12 protein-coding genes are annotated in these 17,183 nt (G+C 30.7%); 3 read left to right on the top strand and 9 right to left on the bottom strand.

The window, feature by feature from the left end:
• Positions 1-38: 38 nt before the first annotated feature.
• The 9 genes from B3792_RS05885 to B3792_RS05845 form a co-directional block, all read right to left on the bottom strand.
• Complete coding sequence (locus tag B3792_RS05885) at positions 39-779, bottom strand: DUF4184 family protein (RefSeq protein WP_291069119.1); 741 nt, start codon at positions 777-779, stop codon at positions 39-41.
• Positions 780-818: 39 nt separating this feature from the next.
• Positions 819-3,536 carry a hypothetical protein gene (locus B3792_RS05880; RefSeq protein WP_291069117.1) on the bottom strand — a complete coding sequence of 906 codons (2,718 nt, stop codon included), beginning with the start codon at positions 3,534-3,536 and terminating at the stop codon, positions 819-821.
• 102 nt (positions 3,537-3,638) lie between these two features.
• Positions 3,639-4,664, bottom strand: coding sequence for a hypothetical protein (locus B3792_RS05875; protein ID WP_291069115.1), 1,026 nt, complete (start codon positions 4,662-4,664; stop codon positions 3,639-3,641).
• Positions 4,654-5,460 carry a molecular chaperone gene (locus tag B3792_RS05870; protein WP_221856221.1) on the bottom strand — a complete coding sequence of 269 codons (807 nt, stop codon included), beginning with the start codon at positions 5,458-5,460 and terminating at the stop codon, positions 4,654-4,656. Before B3792_RS05870 ends, B3792_RS05875 begins: the two co-directional genes overlap by 11 nt.
• Positions 5,461-5,509: 49 nt before the next feature.
• Entirely contained in the window at positions 5,510-6,079 is a 570-nt protein-coding gene (locus B3792_RS05865; RefSeq protein ID WP_291069112.1) for a hypothetical protein, read from the bottom strand.
• Between the two features lie 170 nt (positions 6,080-6,249).
• Entirely contained in the window at positions 6,250-7,113 is an 864-nt protein-coding gene (locus B3792_RS05860; RefSeq protein WP_291069110.1) for a helix-turn-helix domain-containing protein, read from the bottom strand.
• A gap of 228 nt (positions 7,114-7,341) precedes the next feature.
• Complete coding sequence (gene deoC / locus B3792_RS05855) at positions 7,342-8,085, bottom strand: deoxyribose-phosphate aldolase (protein WP_291069108.1); 744 nt, start codon at positions 8,083-8,085, stop codon at positions 7,342-7,344.
• 9 nt (positions 8,086-8,094) lie between these two features.
• Positions 8,095-8,568, bottom strand: coding sequence for an Lrp/AsnC ligand binding domain-containing protein (locus B3792_RS05850; protein WP_125350002.1), 474 nt, complete (start codon positions 8,566-8,568; stop codon positions 8,095-8,097).
• A gap of 28 nt (positions 8,569-8,596) precedes the next feature.
• Positions 8,597-9,544 (bottom strand): endonuclease, encoded by a 948-nt coding sequence (locus B3792_RS05845; RefSeq protein WP_291069106.1) that lies wholly within the window; start codon positions 9,542-9,544, stop codon positions 8,597-8,599.
• Between the two features lie 352 nt (positions 9,545-9,896).
• On the opposite strand from B3792_RS05845, the gene B3792_RS05840 reads away from it, so the two are divergent.
• The 3 genes from B3792_RS05840 (at position 9,897) to B3792_RS05830 (ending at position 17,183) form a co-directional block, all read left to right on the top strand.
• Positions 9,897-12,107 (top strand): NADP-dependent isocitrate dehydrogenase, encoded by a 2,211-nt coding sequence (locus B3792_RS05840; protein WP_291069104.1) that lies wholly within the window; start codon positions 9,897-9,899, stop codon positions 12,105-12,107.
• Positions 12,108-12,335: 228 nt separating this feature from the next.
• Positions 12,336-14,690 (top strand): hypothetical protein, encoded by a 2,355-nt coding sequence (locus B3792_RS05835; RefSeq protein WP_291069102.1) that lies wholly within the window; start codon positions 12,336-12,338, stop codon positions 14,688-14,690.
• A 129-nt stretch (positions 14,691-14,819) separates the two neighbouring features.
• Positions 14,820-17,183 (top strand): TonB-dependent receptor domain-containing protein, encoded by a 2,364-nt coding sequence (locus tag B3792_RS05830; protein ID WP_291047871.1) that lies wholly within the window; start codon positions 14,820-14,822, stop codon positions 17,181-17,183.

Here is a 17,183-nt window from a genome sequence, read left to right as displayed (position 1 = left end):
CTTCTAAAATAAAAGGTTGTCAATTATTTGATAACCTTTTATTTTTTTATTAATAGTTTCTCCATTAACCCAAAAATAATCAAACTCAAAAAAATACTCATTCCGATAACGACAATGATGTTGCCTAATCCAATTTCTATTGGGAAGAAAACTAATCGTATTGTGGAAATAATAGTTGTAAATAGAACTACTTTTAACCAAAAAATGTAATCAAATTTAGTTTTTGGAAGAATTTGTTTTGGCATTTTATACATCCAAAAAGCAATAAAAATCGCACCTAAAAATGTGCTAAAATGTTGTAGAAATTTATAACCTTTTACTTCAAAATTATTGAAAGGAATTTGAAACCAAGTTTCCTCTAAAGCTAGAATTAATTTCGCAAAATATCCCCATTCGTGTGTGAAAGCATCCCAAAAAAGATGTGAATATGCACCAATTATTATTGAGAGAATTACAATTATCCAATGTTTTTTGAAATAATCAATCCAATCGAAATTTAGGAATTGAGCAAATCGTTCTTTTAAAGAATTTGGTAAATGATGAATTAAAACATTTCGGACAAATAAGTGAAAAACGAAACAATAAATAAGAGCAATTGGTAAGTCAAAATATAAAACACCCCAAAACAAATGACTATGCGTCGCTACAATCTCTATTCGAGAGAAATATTCTAAATCTGGCGACATCGAACCAATGATTAATCCCGTCATCGAAAACCAATTCGATTTTAGTTTTTTTAGCGGAAGAATAATTGCTGGATGGCAAAAAGTTAGTGGCATTTAGAGTTTATTTTGATGCAAAGTAAATCAAAATATCCATTAACTACCAAAACGTTTGATGTTAACTTTTCGTTCCTTAATTTTCAGAATAAGCGGTTCATATTCTGTATTTTGTTCCTTTTCTACCGTTATTTTATTCAAATATGTTTTTGCATAAACATGTTCTGGTAAACTATTTTCTACAAGGTGAAACGTATAATTTCCGACAGGTAAAAAAGCTGTATATTCACCTCTATCATTTGTTTTAACTGTAAAAATCTGTCCATTTTCGTGATTAAAAATCAACGTAAAACCGAATAAATTTGCCGAAACCTGATACTCCAAATTTGAAGATAATTCATACTCAACTTTTCCTCTCACAACACCAGTTTGTTGCATTGGAATAGAAATAGAAGTCGTTTTAGAATTAATATTAACCGCATAATCTTGTGCAAACCATTTTTGTCCAGGAAGTTTGATTAAATAATTACCATAGGGAACTTTTTTATACTTGATATTACCTTCCAAATCTGTAATAAAGTTAGTTTCATTTATCTTCACATTACGACTATCAGCCACTTTATCACCTTCATCAAAAATACCATTTGCATTGTAATCATAAAACACAAACAAATTTAATGTTCCGTCTTTTACATCTGTCACAGTACGTTTCGCAGGCAAATTATATTGTACACCAACTTGCAAATAAGTTTGTTTGCTATTCAATGTTTTCGAATCGTAATGACTAAAATTCGCTTGTGTACTCACAATAAAATTATCAATTGGTTGATAATCTAAAGAAGCTCCAAAAGTTAGGGTATTTCCAAAATTTTTGTCAATATTATAATAAGTAGAAACTGCTGTATTCAATTTTTTTTGAAAAAAACTTTGACGAAAACTCGCAGAATTTGTAAAACGTTCTAATTGATGATTTAAATTATTCATCGAATAAACTTCTGCAATCATCATACTTCCTCTTTGATAAATTGAGTTTAACTGAAAGTTTTTAACACTCCACGTTAATTGTCCATAAACAATTGGATCAGCATTTCTCAATTCTTTTAGTTCAGAAAATCCTCCCAAAGCATTCAACACCAACTGATGCACACGAGAATTAGACAACCACGTAAATGTTCCGTTTAAATAAGCTGATTTAAAATCCATCGGCATATACTTAAACGTCTCATAATTCAGAATATTTGATTTTTCTATATTCAATTTAGGAGAAATCGAAAGGTTAAAGTGACTTGCCAATTTGAATGATATACCCGTCTCAAAACGTAACGCTTTCGACTCATTCGCTTGTGTATAATTCATCAAATATGGATCGATAGATTTCGGATTATTGTTCGTAACCGTTAATGAAGACCATAACGAAAATTTAGAAAACGTACGTTGCAAACGCTGATTCAGATACAAAGCTCCACGTCGCGTTCCAGGATAATATCCTGAGCTGTAATAATTGGAACTATAAAAATCAAATTTACCTATTGTTCCTGAAACATTTGCAGAAACTGATAATGAATTTTCGACATCATTTGTTGCTTTAAATTTAGACAAACCATACCCAAATTTCATCGAAAAATTCCACTTGTTTGGTGTAATCCATTTGTAACCATTTGTCAAAATAAAGTTCGTTGTTGAATAAGTTCTATCAAACAAAGCTGTTGTTTCTAATTCGTTTTTATCTTTTATTAAAAATCGTCCATTCGCAAAAGTTGTGTTGCTATTCTTGAAAACATCGTTCGTCAAATCATCTAATAAATTGTAATTTTTTTCGACCGTTCCGACTACAATTCGGTTATCATTCTTATCATAATTATTAAACAACATCACTCCACGTCCGTTAACTGGAATATCAAAATCGTTGTTGTTGATTGATCCTATTAAAATTCCTTTGTCTTTGCGTTGATATTTCACCCAAGAATCTGTCAAAACCATGTCTTGATTCTTATTCCAAGTTGTTCCATTAATATTATATGCAAATTCATTCAACCCAACCGAAAATTCTTGATGAGCCATTAAATTATAATTCGCATTAGCAGAATTAATATCGCGAGCAGTTAATCGAACATAATTTGAAGAAAAATTGGTCCAATTCTGATTTAGCATTGTTGGATCTATATACACACGATTGGAACTTGCATTCTGAATGGTAAAAAACACATTTCCTGCAAAATCTTTGGTCGTTGTATAACCCGAAACATTTGCCTGAAAACTTTCAATTTTAATCATATCTCGGTCTACATATTTAGAAAATCGAACAATTTTTTCTTGAAAAGCTTCAACTATAAGTCGTTTGTTATTATAAGTATAACTTCCTCTGAAATCAGGAAGTACATTGGTTAACAAAATTTCTTCGGCTTGATTTCCCATATTCATTACTTTTAATTCATAATGAATAGAATCTCCTTCTTGACGGTAAAAAATATTACTCTGGACAGGAAAAATTTTGATGTTTCTCTTTTGCAAAACAACAACTGAAGTAACAGATTTTCCTATTTCTTTTTTACTTAAAAAATCAATAATATTGAATTCTAAATCTAATTTCCCAGCCATTTGCGATTTACTCACCGTAAATTGCATAGGAATAAAAGCCTTCTTGTTTGGATTGATTTTTATTTGAAGATTATCTTGCGAATACGATCTTATAGCCGAAGGGATTTTAAGTCCTAGACGAGCATTTATCGTATCATTGTTTGTATTTTCTAATTGAAGAATAACAGAAAAGTTGTTGCTATCTTCTAATTTAACTTCTTTTATTGTACTAAATTTCAATCCGTTATTTATTGTTTGAGCACGTAAGTTTTGTCCGCTAACAAGGAAAAGCAGAATAAAAAATACGCTTCGAAAATTATGGCTTGAAAAGAACATATTGTTTTACAGAGGTGTAATCGTGTACAACAAAGAAGTTGAATAATTCCCAGGTTTGCTATTCAAAATTTTATTATCCGACGGAGTTGTATAATAAATAATATTATACTTTTTTGAAGCTGTTTTAGAACTATTCGTCATCAATGATTGATTGTAATTCGAAAGTTTTATAACCTTAGAAAGATTATTTGTTTCGGTGTCTTTTATCTGAACATTGATTGAATTTAATTCCAAATTCTGCGCATCACTTGATTGTAAATATTGATTAATCGACGAAACTTGAATATCGTAAGCTGTATCAGAAGAAACAATTAAGCCATTTTGATATTCTTTCTTCACACCATTTCTATAATCTTGTATTGTATTGAAAACCAATTCTGCATTTACAGCAGAACCATCGACCGCAATAGAAAACGCCGGAGCTGATTCGTAATTTCCGTTTGGACTAATTTGCATTTCAATCGGAAAAAGACTTTTACCAATCAGGGTTCCAAATTCATTCAATAAAGAAAACTCGAATTGAATAGGATAATTGTTCCATGATTTTAGAGCATTTAGATATGTTCCTGCATCTATCACAATATCATAATTCAGTACAATTGCACCATATTTTCCTGCTGGTGTTGCTATTGTTAAAGGTGAACTTCGAATAAAATAATTTGGAGAAAAACTCATCGCGATGTTATTCTGAATAACTCCTAATTGATTTATTGTAGGATAATTCTCTGAATAATATTGAGAAGTTGTATAATTATTGAATTTCAATTTCAGTTTTTCGACAGGAAATTCTTTTTTCTCAGAATTTACAATAGGCGAGACAACACGCGCAACTAAAGACCAATTTTTATAATTTAAAGCACCAGACATGTGCATTTCTACAGCCACAACATTAGTCACCGTAACTCCACTACTTCCATTTACTTGCACCCAACCATTATTGTGGGCATTTAACGTAAACTGAGCAGACACTGCGATTGTCAACAATAATGTTATGGTTGAAACTATCTTCTGAAACAAGTTACTATTTATCATTTGAGAACGTCAATTCAGCAATTTTCAATTGATCATCTTTCTCAAAACTTAAAGTTGAGGTAACAATATACGAGCCTTTTGGCAAATCCTTTGGCAATGGTATATATACAATTCTTTTATCATTGGGTAAACTATAGAAAACTGCATCTTGCAATTTTGTTTGTTGACCATTTTCTTGATTAATGATTTCATTTGTAATCGTTCCTTCGCTCCAAACATTTCCTTCATTGGAAATATTAAGCACCAAACGATTTTCAGTTTTATCGTAAACAAAATTTGTAAACTCTACATTTGTATCACGTGCAATATTTAATCGTTGATAAATTTTGATACCTGTACGAATCGAGAATATAATATTTTCTCCACTTTTATTTTGTCCAGCAATCGGATTTGTTTGCGTGATGTACATCATTGCTGTATGCACACTCTCTGCATTTATCTTTTCTGGAACTTGCATCAGAACTTCTATTTCTTTTGATTCTTTTGGCAAAAGTGTAAATGTATTACTTGGTAAAACTGTGATCCAGTTTGCATTACTTGTTGGTAAAGTATTAGGTTCAGAGACTACATTACCTCCAAACTCATCATACTTCCAATCATTAAAAGAAACAGACAACTCTAATGTATGTACATCACTTACATTGGTTACCATAATCTTTTTACGCTCAGACTCACCAGGATTTAACGCAAAATAAGTCCTTGGTGGACTTACAGATATACCTGATTGCGCACTAATCTTAGTTGAAATGATTAATGCTAAAAAAGAAAAGATTGTTAAAAAACGAAGAACTTTCATAAGCAAAAAAAGAAGTGATATTTTTCAATACCACTTCCTATTTTTTATATTATTGTGCCTCAATTGTATAAGTTACAGTAGTTGTATAAACAGTAGGATTCTCAACATTATTATATTTATTTACATAATCGTTGTTTCCTATTCCGTTATAAGCAACGTTGAATTTTAAATCTGTACCACCAACTTTGCTAGAAATTAAACTAGCATAAGAATTAGTTAATTTTACATTTTCATCAAAAGTAGCATCTGTTAATGTAGTATTACTTCCTAAACTTGCTTGTAAATTAATTGTATTTACAGCGATTTTACTATCACCTTCTTTTCTAACTAAGTTTTCATTTTCAGATTTTACTTTTACAGCAAAACCACCAGTACTATATACAATTAAGTGGTCATTCATAGTTTTTGTAACACCGTTAGAATAATCTTCTTTAGTTTGATATTCTAGATCAACTGTACTATTAGCACCAATAAGAATTGTTTGAATTGGGTATAATTTTACGTTTAATGTTGCTGTTGCTGTTTTAGGCCCAGGCCCAGTCGTATTCGTAACTTGTGCTAAAGCTGTTCCAGAAACTAATCCACAGAAAATTGTTAAAAAAAATGCTAATTTTTTCATGATTTTAAAATTTGTTAAAAATTTATTAAAAAATATTTGTTAAATAATCTGGTAGTTTGTATATTTAAGATTGGTTATTCTCAAATTCCATTGCAAATGTAGAAGTTGTTTTTGTTCTAAAAAAGATTAAATCATACCAAAAGATGATGAAAAACGACATTTCTAACTATTTAATTCGGAGTACTTTGTCTGAATTTAGTCGGAGAAATCCCCGTGTTTTTCTTAAAAAACGCAGTAAAATTGGTTTCTTGAAGGAAATTGAGTTCCAGCGCAATCTCTTTTATTGACATTTTTGAGTTGACTAATAAAATCTTTGCATTTTTCATCAATTCTTCAACAATCATTCCTTTTGCTGTTTTTCCAAAAACGATTTGAGTTGCTTTATCTAACCTTCTTTTTGTAATAAAAAGTTTATCACTGTAAAAAAATACTTGTTTATTTTCCTTGACATTTTCTTGCAAAAGTTTTTTGAATTTTGTCGCAAGTTCTACATCAAAATCATCTTGTATAAATTGGCTTTGCATATCAAATGTTTCCATTTGACCATTGATAATAATACGTTCCAAAAGATTATGAGCAAGCTTCATATCTAATTCATTTTCGAATGCAGTAAAGAAATATTGCAAATAATTAGCCTCAAAAATTGGAGCAGAACAAATTGTATTCTCAACAATATTTATAATATCTCGCGAAAAAAGTGTAGAATTTTCTAACTTCAAGTTCTCTTCGATTGATTTTGAATAAAATTCTTGTTTAAAAACAATATAATAAGCATCAGTACGAGTAGTTTGTTTCACAAATTCTTGAGAGATATTGGGAGCTATAAAAAGAAAATGGTTTTTAGGAATCGAATATTCTTTTCCATTTATTTTATGAACAAATTTTTTAGAACCAGACCAGATTATTCCAAAATACTCATCAACAGATAACTCTTTTCTCAATTTTTCTGTATGTAGGATATCATTCAATTCAAATGCAGTTATACCTACATCAAAAACCAAATTATTATAAACTTTACGATTATTCAACAACATACGTCTATACTATTTTATCAGTGTTATCAATGCAAAATCACGACCTTTTTTAACCAAATTAATTGATTTAAATCAAGTTATAATTTTAGTGCTCCAAAAATAATAAAATACAATATGCTATTTAAGTATTTTAAAAAATTAACTAAAAAAGAAAGCTTATTTTAAATGAATAAAAAAAAGTCTCAATAAATATTGAGACTTTTAAATGTATTATAATGTAGAAATTTTCTAATAACCTTTTGCTCCTTGCTCTCCTTTTACAATCGCTAAAGCAGATGATGTTCCAATTCTTTTCACGCCTAAAGCGATCATTTTTTCAGCTTCTTCTGTCGTGCGAACTCCGCCAGAAGCTTTCACTGGAAGCGAACCTGAATTTTCAAGCATCAATTTAATAACATGCTCGTTTGCTCCATTTGGTTCTCCATTTTCAGTTTTATAAAAACCTGTAGAAGATTTTACAAAAACTTTTGATGCATTTTCTTCACCTGCTTTCTCTAAAACAGTATCACGAATTAATTGTGTTATACCAACAATCTGTTCATCTGTTAAAGCAGCAGTTTCGATAATCCATTTTACAACTTTACCTTCACGCAATGCGACTAATGTTGCAGCTTCTACTTCTTCTTTTACTTTATCGCTATCACCTTTTTTGAATGCTTCGTAGTTGACTACAAAATCTAATTCATCGGCTCCATCAGCAATTGCTTTTTGCGCTTCTCTCAACTTTTCATTCAAATCGTAAGTCCCTTCAGGAAAACCAATTACAGTTCCCAAAACAACATTCGATTTTTTCTCATCCAATAATTCACGAACTGATCTTACATAATCAGGACGAATCATTACTGCATAGATATCATTATCAATAGCTTCTTGTGCCAACTTGTGCACCATATCTAATGTATCAGAATTCGAAATACCTGCTTGTTCAGGTGTTTTAAGATACGTCGAGTCTAAATATTGATTAATATTCATCTTTGTATATTAAAGTTTTATTTGTCTATCTATTGGTTGCTCCAACGAAATTATAGTTTCTGTACGTGTAACCCCATCAATTTGCTGAATTTTTTTGTTCAACACATTCATTAAATGTAGATTATCACGACTCAAAATTTTAAGGAAAATCCCATAATTTCCTGTTGTAAAATGAGCTTCCACCACTTCTGGAATTTCTTCCAAAGCTTTCACAACTAATTTATAAGAAGAAGGTTTGTCCATAAAAACACCAACGAATGACATCGTTGAATAGCCTAAAATTGCAGGATTTACAATTACTTTTGTCGAATCAATCACACCAGAAGCCTCTAATTTCTTAATGCGTTGATGAACTGCCGTATTTGATATACCTAATTCTTTTGCTAATTGCGAAACAGGTATGTTTGCATTATCCATAAAGGCATTCAGAATCAACTTATCGATTCCGTCAATCTCAACCTGACCATTTTCGTGGATTCTCACCTATTCTTAAAATTATACCGCTACAAATTTAATATTTTAAAATGGTATAAACGGGAAAATGGTCGCTATATCCACCGAAATATTTTCCGCCAACAAAAGTTCTAAATGGCAAACCAGTTGATTTTCCGCCTGTATTCTTCAAAAAATCAGCATCAAAAATATCTGTTTTTATATATTCTAAATTTGATTGAGAAGTAAAAAATCCTTTCGAAAAAAGCTGTTGATCAAATAACATCCATTGTTTTTTAAAGATCATCGAACCCCTTTTATACGATTGTAGACTGACCATTGGATTGAATAATTCGTTTCGGTTTATCTCTTCTTGTTTAGAACGTGTATCCAATTCATCAATTAAGTCAGAATTTGTTGGAGAATCATTAAAATCTCCCATCACAACAATTTTCTCCGAATAATTTTCGGTTAACAAATCGTTAATTCTTTTTCGAATTGTTTTAAAAATATGTTGACGTTTTAATTGATTGATTTCTTTATCAATTTTAGAAGGTAAATGAACAATAAAAATATGAATAATTTCGCCAACTAAAATTCCTTTTACATACAAAATATCTCGTGTATAAGATTTTGTATCATACTGATCTTTAAAGATAAATCTAATTGGTTCGCTTTCTATAACTTCAAAAAATTGTTGACGATAAATTAATCCAACATTTATTTTTCTTTCGTCTAATGATTTATATAAAAGTGTTTTATAATCGCCATCTTTCAAAAAATCATTTTGAATCAAATCTTGCAAAACCTCTTCATTTTCAACCTCAGCCAAACCAACCAAACATGGTAATTCATTTGTTTCTAATTTGCCAATTTTAGAGATGCAAAATGCAATCTTATTCACCTTTGTATCGTAACGATTATCTTTCCATTTGATAAAATTACTTGGCAAAAAAGATTTGTCTGAAGATTTAGAATAAAAATTTTCGACATTATAAAATGCGATTGTCGCTAGATTTTGTTTCAAAAGAATTGTTTTTATGCAAAATTAAGAAAGAAACTAAGTGTATAAAAATTGGTTTCTTAAAAGAATTAAATAGACAGCTCTTTCAAAAGTGAAATTATACATGAAGTTGAAAAAAAAAACAGTCAAAAATTATCAACTTGAACAATTTTGTTTCAATAAATTATCAACTTGACGACCTATCAAAAATCATGTTAAAAATTATACTAAAATTAGTGTAAATGATTGATTTATGGTCAACTTAATCTGCTAAATATTGTATATTTGCAAAGTTTGCAGTTTCTGCATTCAAAATTGAAAAAATGTATTTTTAATTGACTATTATTAAAATAGTCTCAAAAAAATTTAAAACATAATGTCAAAAATTCATTACACACTTACGGATGAAGCTCCGATGTTGGCAACTCACTCATTTTTGCCAATCGTACAAGGATTCACGAAAACAGCTGATATTACAATCGAAGTTCCAGATATTTCTTTAGCTGGACGTATTTTAGCTAATTTCCCTGAATTCTTAAAAGAAGAACAAAGAATTCCTGATGCTTTAGCAGAATTAGGAGCTTTGGCGACTACTCCGGAAGCAAATATCATTAAGTTACCTAATATTTCGGCTTCTGTTCCTCAATTAGACGAAGCGATTGCAGAATTGCAAGCGAAAGGTTTTGCTGTACCAAATTATCCAGCTGAACCAAAAAATGAAGATGAAAAAGCAATCAAAGCTAGATACGGAAAAGTTTTAGGTTCTGCTGTAAACCCAGTTTTACGTGAAGGAAACTCTGACCGTCGTGCGCCTAAAGCTGTTAAAAACTATGCAAAAGCAAATCCTCACAAAATGGGAGCTTGGGCTACAGATAGCAAAACAGAAGTTGCTTACATGAAATCTGGTGATTTCTACGGTACTGAAAATTCTACTACGTTAGAAAACGCAACTGAATATACAATCAAATTTTACGGAGAAGATGGTTCTGTTCAAGAATTAAAATCAGCAGCGCCTCTAAAAGCTGGAGAAGTAATTGATTCTTCTGTAATGAACTTAAACTCTTTAAAATCATTTGTTCAAGAAGCGATTCAAGAAGCAAAAGACAAAAACGTATTATTGTCTGCTCACTTAAAAGCAACAATGATGAAAGTTTCTGATCCTGTTATTTTTGGAGCAATCGTTGAAACTTTCTTCAAAGATGTTTTTGTAAAATATGCTGATACTTTCAAAGCATTAGATATTAATCCAAACAATGGTTTAGCAGATTTATTCGAAAAAATAAAAGGTCAACCTCAAGAAGCAGAAATCAAAGCTGCAATTGAAGCTGATCTAGCAAACGGACCACGTGTAGCAATGGTTAATTCTGATAAAGGAATTACGAACTTCCACGTTCCTTCTGATATTATTGTTGATGCTTCTATGGCTGCATTGGTAAGAAACGGAGGTAAAATGTGGAACAAAGATGGCGCTGAAGAAGATACTGTAGCGATCATCCCTGACCGTTCTTATGCTGGTTTCTACGAAGCTGTTGTAGACGATATGAAAGCAAATGGAGCGTTAGATCCTACAACAATGGGTTCTGTTCCTAATGTTGGATTAATGGCTCAAAAAGCGGAAGAATATGGTTCTCACGACAAAACTTTCCAAGCTCCTGCAAACGGAACAATCAAAGTTGAAGACGCAAACGGAAACACATTATTAGAGCAAAAAGTTGAAACTTCTGATATTTTCAGAATGTCTCAAACGAAAGACGCTCCTATTCAAGACTGGGTTAAATTAGCGGTTAACAGATCTCGTTTATCTGATACTCCAGCAATTTTCTGGTTAGATAAAGGAAGAGCTCACGATCAACAAATCATCAAAAAAGTTGAAAAATACTTAGCTGATCACGATACAACAGGTTTAGATATTCGTATCATGGACGTTAAAGACGCGATGAAAGAAACTTTAAGCCGTGCAAGAGAAGGAAAAGATACTATTTCTGTTTCTGGTAACGTTTTACGTGACTACTTAACAGATTTATTCCCAATTTTAGAATTAGGAACTTCTGCTAAAATGTTATCTATCGTTCCATTAATGAACGGAGGTGGATTATTCGAAACTGGTGCGGGAGGATCTGCTCCAAAACACATCGAACAATTCGTAGAAGAAGGTTACTTACGTTGGGATTCTTTAGGTGAGTTCTTAGCATTACAAGCTTCTTTAGAGCACCTTTCTCAAACACAAGGAAATGCAAAAGCTCAAACTTTAGCTGATGCTTTAGATGAAGCAAATGCTAAATTTTTAGCAACTGACAAATCTCCAGGTCGTAAATTAGGAACTATCGATAACCGTGGTTCTCATTTCTATTTAGCTATGTACTGGGCAGAAGCGTTAGCAAATCAAACAAAAGATGCTGATTTAGCTGCTAAATTTGCTCCTGTTGCAAAAGCTATGGAAGAAAACGAAGCAAAAATTAACGAAGAGTTAATCGGAGCGCAAGGTAAACCTCAAGATATTGGTGGTTACTACAAAGCAGATTTTGCTAAAACAACTGCTGCAATGCGTCCATCTGCAACATTAAATGCAATTGTTGACGGAATCTAATCCAACACAACATTTCTTTATAAATTTAAAACCTCGAGAAATTCTCGAGGTTTTTTTGTTAAAGTCTTTTAATTAAATTCATTAACAAAAATTAACATTATTCGAGAAGAAAAATCGTCATTCAATCAAAAGTTATGATAAATTTTAATAAAAAGTATGAATGAAAATCATCTAAATAATGATAATTTTAAGAATTCAAATTCATTCTATTAGATTAATCATTCTCGCATGAAATATATTTATTTACTCGCATTATACTTTTGCTCGATTACAACTTTTGCGCAATCAAAATTGGAAACGGCTATAAAAAGTCTGGATACAAATTACGCTCAAGAAAAAGTTTATTTATTATTTGATAAGGAAGATTACATTGCTGGAGATAATATTTGGTTCAAAGCTTATACATTAAATGGCTACAAACCAAGCTTAATTTCTACAAATCTTATTGTTGAATTATACGATAAAGACAAAAAATTAATCAACCGAAAATTGGTTCCGATTGTGAACGGTGAAAGTGACGGAACACTGAATACCAAAAACGAAAACGAAGAAGGAATTTACTTTGTAAGAGCCTACACAACGTACATGACTTTCTTCTCAGAAGAATTTCAACATATCAATCAAGTCAAGATTTATAATCCAAATTCTAAATTAAAACTTGTTCCAAATCCAAATTTAAAATGGAATGCAAAAGCTTTTGCGGAAGGTGGAAATTTTATTCAAAATCAGACAACTAAATTTGCTGTAAGATTAAAATCGGACGAAGATTTACCAAAAAAATGGAATGGTTTTGTATTCGAGAAAAATAATCCTACCAATAAAATTACAACATTTGATAATCTAGATGAAAACGTTGCGACTTTTGCGTTGAGAGCAGAAGAAGGCAAATCTTATCAAGTACAATTAAATGACGAAAAAGGAAATCAACAAATTATTGATTTACCTGAAGCTAAAAAAGATGGGATTCTGATGAAAGTTGTTCGAAATAGCAAAGACATTGTGATCCAATTAAAAAGCATCAATCAAGAAAATCCTTTATTGAATCATAAAATTATTGGAACAATTAATAATGAACTTGTAATGAGTTCTCAAATTGTAAAAAGTGTGGAATCGGTTTCAACTTATGTTCCAAAAGAGGTTTTAGACAATGACAAAGGTATTTTGAACATTGCCATTTTTGATGCAAATGATATTCAGGTTGCTCATCGTTTGATATTTATCAATCCAAAAGAATCGTACAAAAAACCTGAAATTTCTTTCGAAACAACGGCTAATCCACGAGAATTAAACACAATTAAGGTAAAATATCCTGAAGAAATTAATTTTTCGGCTGTTATCAAAGATCAAAAAAATAATGATGAAGACAATTTAATTTCTGCAATGTTATTGACGCGAGATTTTAGTTCGAAAATTAATCATCCTACACAATATTTTAAAAATAATGAATTCTCAGAAAATCTGGATGCGCTTTTAATAACAGAAAAATGGAAAAGATTTAATTGGGAAGATTTAGTGGTTGGAAATATCGTAAAACCTACTATTGACAACGATCGTAGATATCTTTCCTACAAAGTGAAAGCATATAATAACGGGAGAGAATTGAGCAATGCTTCGTTGAGTATTATTTATAAAATGCAGAATAATGGAAAAGAATTTGCAACGCTTGATACTGATTATGAAGGAAACTTCGAGATGAATAATTTGTTTTATTATGGGCCAATGGCGATGAATTATTTCTTGAATTCGGAAAATGGAAAATCTGCCAACAACGGAACTTTAACTTTATCTGTTGTGCCAAATTATAAAAGTACAAGTTATAAATCCAAATTGCCTGCAACGCCTTATTTATTAGAAGAAATTACGAATAAAGAAGAAGTCGAGAAGCAGAATACGTATAAACAGAACATCAAAATCATCAATGATAAAAGTATTCGTCTGAAAGAAGTTGTTGTAAAAGCGGATAAAAAATCGAAAACTGAGAAGCTGAACAATGAATTAAGTAGCGGAATGTTCAATAACATAAACGAAACTGTGATAGATTTCGTAAACGAATCTCAGCCAATAGAAGGTTATACAAATATTATGGACTTTTTAGCTGGACGAGTTGCAGGATTAACGGTTTCTAACGGAGTTCCAAAAATTAGAAATTCTGAAGTTGCAATTTATTGGAACGAAATGAAAATGACTTCAGATAATTTAACTAGTATTAATCCTAGAGATATTGCGATGGTAAAAATTTTCAAAGGCGCTGGTTTACTTGGTAATGCAATTGCAATTTACTCTAAACGAGGAAGTGATGCGCCAGTTGATAACACGCCTATGTTACCTAATAATTTAATTCAAATTGGTGGTTATAATCAATCCCTTCCATATTTTAACAATGATGATTACGAATCGCTTTACAACGATGTTCCGAATGACATAAGAAGTACTTTATTTTGGAATCCTAATTTGTATACAGCTCCAGGAGAAGACACAGAAATAGAATATTTCAACAACGATAAACCAAAAGATTATCAATTAACTATAATTGGTTTCGATGAAAAAGGAAATCCTGTTTATTATGAAGGAAAAATAAATTAAATCAAAAACCTCAAGAGATTCTCGAGGTTTTTGGTTTTAATCAAATTCGTCGATAATATAGTAGGGTTTGTCGATTTTAAAGTTCAAAAAGAATCGATTTGGAGAATATTTGTTTAAAATTAATTCAACATGAAAACATTTATTCAACTTATCATTTTATTTAGCGCTAGTTTTCTATTTGCTCAAAACTATACACTAACAGGCGAAGTTATGGAGCAAAATAAAGCGCTTCCTTATGTTGACATTACCTTATCTAATCAAGACACAATTATCAATTTAACAACAGATGAACTTGGAAAATTCGCTATTGAAGCAAAGAAAAATACGTACAAATTTGAAATCAACTATTTTGAAGAAATTGTTTTTCAGAAAGATATTCAATTGAATAATTCTATCGATTTAGGAAAGATTGAAATTAAAACATCTACAAACTTGAAAGAAGTTGTCGTTGGAGCAGAAAAGAAAATCATGGAACGAAAAATCGATCGGTTTGTTTTCAATGTAGAAAATTCTACTTCAGCGGCTGGCGGAACTGCAATGGATGTTTTGCGCGTCACTCCTGGTTTGAATGTAACAAATGATAATATTGCGGTTTCTGGAAAAAATTCTGTAATGGTTTTGATTGATGACAAACCAACTTATATGTCACAAACGGATTTGATTAATTATTTGGAAAGTATTAGCGCTTCTGATATTTCAAAAATTGAAGTCATCACGACTCCGCCTGCAAAATATGAAGCAGAAGGAAATAGTGGAATTATAAATATTGTAACAAAAAAAATAAAAAATAATAGCTGGAATTCCACTATTGGAGCATCATATACGCGAAGTAAAAGAAACACAGAGCGCTACAATGCAGCTTACAATTTACAAAAAGATAAATGGACAGTTCAGACTTCGTTGAATGCTGGAGATAGAAGATTTCTGAGAACATGGAACAACGAATTATTTTTCTCTGATGCGCGCAGACACAACATTTCTTACACAGATTATATCAACAAATATCTAGGAGGACGATTCTCTGTTGATTATAAATTAACCGATAAATGGACAATTGGTTCTAAATTTTCATTCAACAATTCGAAATATAATTCAGAAAATCCACAAGAAATGTTTTTCAAGAATTTAACGAACGAAGTTTATCAAACAAATAAAGGAAATTCATTCGAAAATGGTAAGACGAATCAATCTTTGGTCAATCTTTATTCTGAATTTGCACTTGATTCATTAGGTAAAAAGATTTCATTTGATGCCGATTACGCCAATTATTCATCTCCTATGAATAGAACTTATGCAACCAATTCTTACAAAAATAATCAGTTAATAGAAGATTCTTTTTTTGGTGGAAAAAGTAATTTAAACAATCGTATTGAGAATTTTTCATCTAAAATTGATGTAGAACTTCCTTTAACAAATTTCAATTGGAGTTTTGGGGCTAAATTTTCGCAATCAAAATCAAATAATTTGGTTGAAGCATATAAAGCAGACGAAAATTACAACTATACATTTGATGAAAATTTGTCGAATCTTTTCAAATACAAAGAAAATAACGAAGCAATTTATTTGAACGGAAGTAAAAAGTTTGGAGAAAAATGGCAGATGCAAGCTGGTTTGAGATTAGAAGCAACACAAACAGAAGGTTTTTCGAGAGAAAATAATCAAACGAATAAAACAGATTATATCAAACTGTTTCCGTCATTTTATTTGTTGCACACTTTTGATAAAAGTAAAAGTTTAGGAATTAATTATTCGCGTCGTATCAATCGTCCAAATTACGAAAGTTTAAATCCTTTTCGAATGATACAAAACGAATATGTTTACAACGAAGGAAATCCTTTTTTGAAACCAGCTTTTACACACAATTTAGAACTTACTTTTACTTACAAAAAATTTGATACTCGACTTTATTATTCAAGTTTGAGAGATGGTGTCAATCAAGCTTCAATCATTGATGAGAACACAAAACATAATACTTTTGTTTGGATGAATTTTGTAGATTCGGATAGCTTTGGTTTGAGCCAAAATATGACGATAAATCCTACAAAATGGTGGTCAAGCGTTACTACTTTTGAAGTTTCTTATTCGAGCGCAAATGTTGCAATTTCTTCTAAGCGATTCAAAGGTTGGTCGAGTTCATTATTTTCGACAAATGATTTTACGCTTAATCAACAAAAAACGATGTTTATTAACTTGATTTATTTTCAAAATTTTGGAGAAACTTTCCAAAATTATAAACTAAAACCTTATGCTCGTTTCAATCTTTCGTTCAAATATTTGATGTTAGATAAAAAATTAGAATTGAGTTTGAATGCAACAGATATTTTCAAAGCGCAAGAATATTTATCACAAAATAACAATGGAATCGTACAAACTTTTGCGAATGTATGGGATACTCAAAGCATAAGAATTGGATTGAATTATAAATTCGGAAGTAATAAATTATCAGTAAAAAATCGCGAAACTGGAAATCAAGATGAAGTAAATAGAATGTAA

Source organism: Empedobacter sp. UBA5924, from assembly GCF_002431085.1.
Lineage (GTDB): Bacteria > Bacteroidota > Bacteroidia > Flavobacteriales > Weeksellaceae > Empedobacter > Empedobacter falsenii_B.
Note: the sequence above shows the minus strand (reverse complement) of the source record. Positions and strands in the feature narration are given on the sequence as shown.

What these genes read in the sequence shown, in the direction of transcription:
- B3792_RS05885 (WP_291069119.1), bottom strand. Translation starts at nt 779, where the DNA reads ATGCCACTAACTTTTTGCCATCCAGCAATTATTCTTCCGCTAAAAAAA.
- B3792_RS05875 (WP_291069115.1), bottom strand. Translation starts at nt 4,664, where the DNA reads ATGATAAATAGTAACTTGTTTCAGAAGATAGTTTCAACCATAACATTA.
- B3792_RS05870 (WP_221856221.1), bottom strand. Translation starts at nt 5,460, where the DNA reads ATGAAAGTTCTTCGTTTTTTAACAATCTTTTCTTTTTTAGCATTAATC.
- B3792_RS05865 (WP_291069112.1), bottom strand. Translation starts at nt 6,079, where the DNA reads ATGAAAAAATTAGCATTTTTTTTAACAATTTTCTGTGGATTAGTTTCT.
- B3792_RS05860 (WP_291069110.1), bottom strand. Translation starts at nt 7,113, where the DNA reads ATGTTGTTGAATAATCGTAAAGTTTATAATAATTTGGTTTTTGATGTA.
- deoC (WP_291069108.1), bottom strand. Translation starts at nt 8,085, where the DNA reads ATGAATATTAATCAATATTTAGACTCGACGTATCTTAAAACACCTGAA.
- B3792_RS05840 (WP_291069104.1), top strand. Translation starts at nt 9,897, where the DNA reads ATGTCAAAAATTCATTACACACTTACGGATGAAGCTCCGATGTTGGCA.
- B3792_RS05835 (WP_291069102.1), top strand. Translation starts at nt 12,336, where the DNA reads ATGAAATATATTTATTTACTCGCATTATACTTTTGCTCGATTACAACT.
- B3792_RS05830 (WP_291047871.1), top strand. Translation starts at nt 14,820, where the DNA reads ATGAAAACATTTATTCAACTTATCATTTTATTTAGCGCTAGTTTTCTA.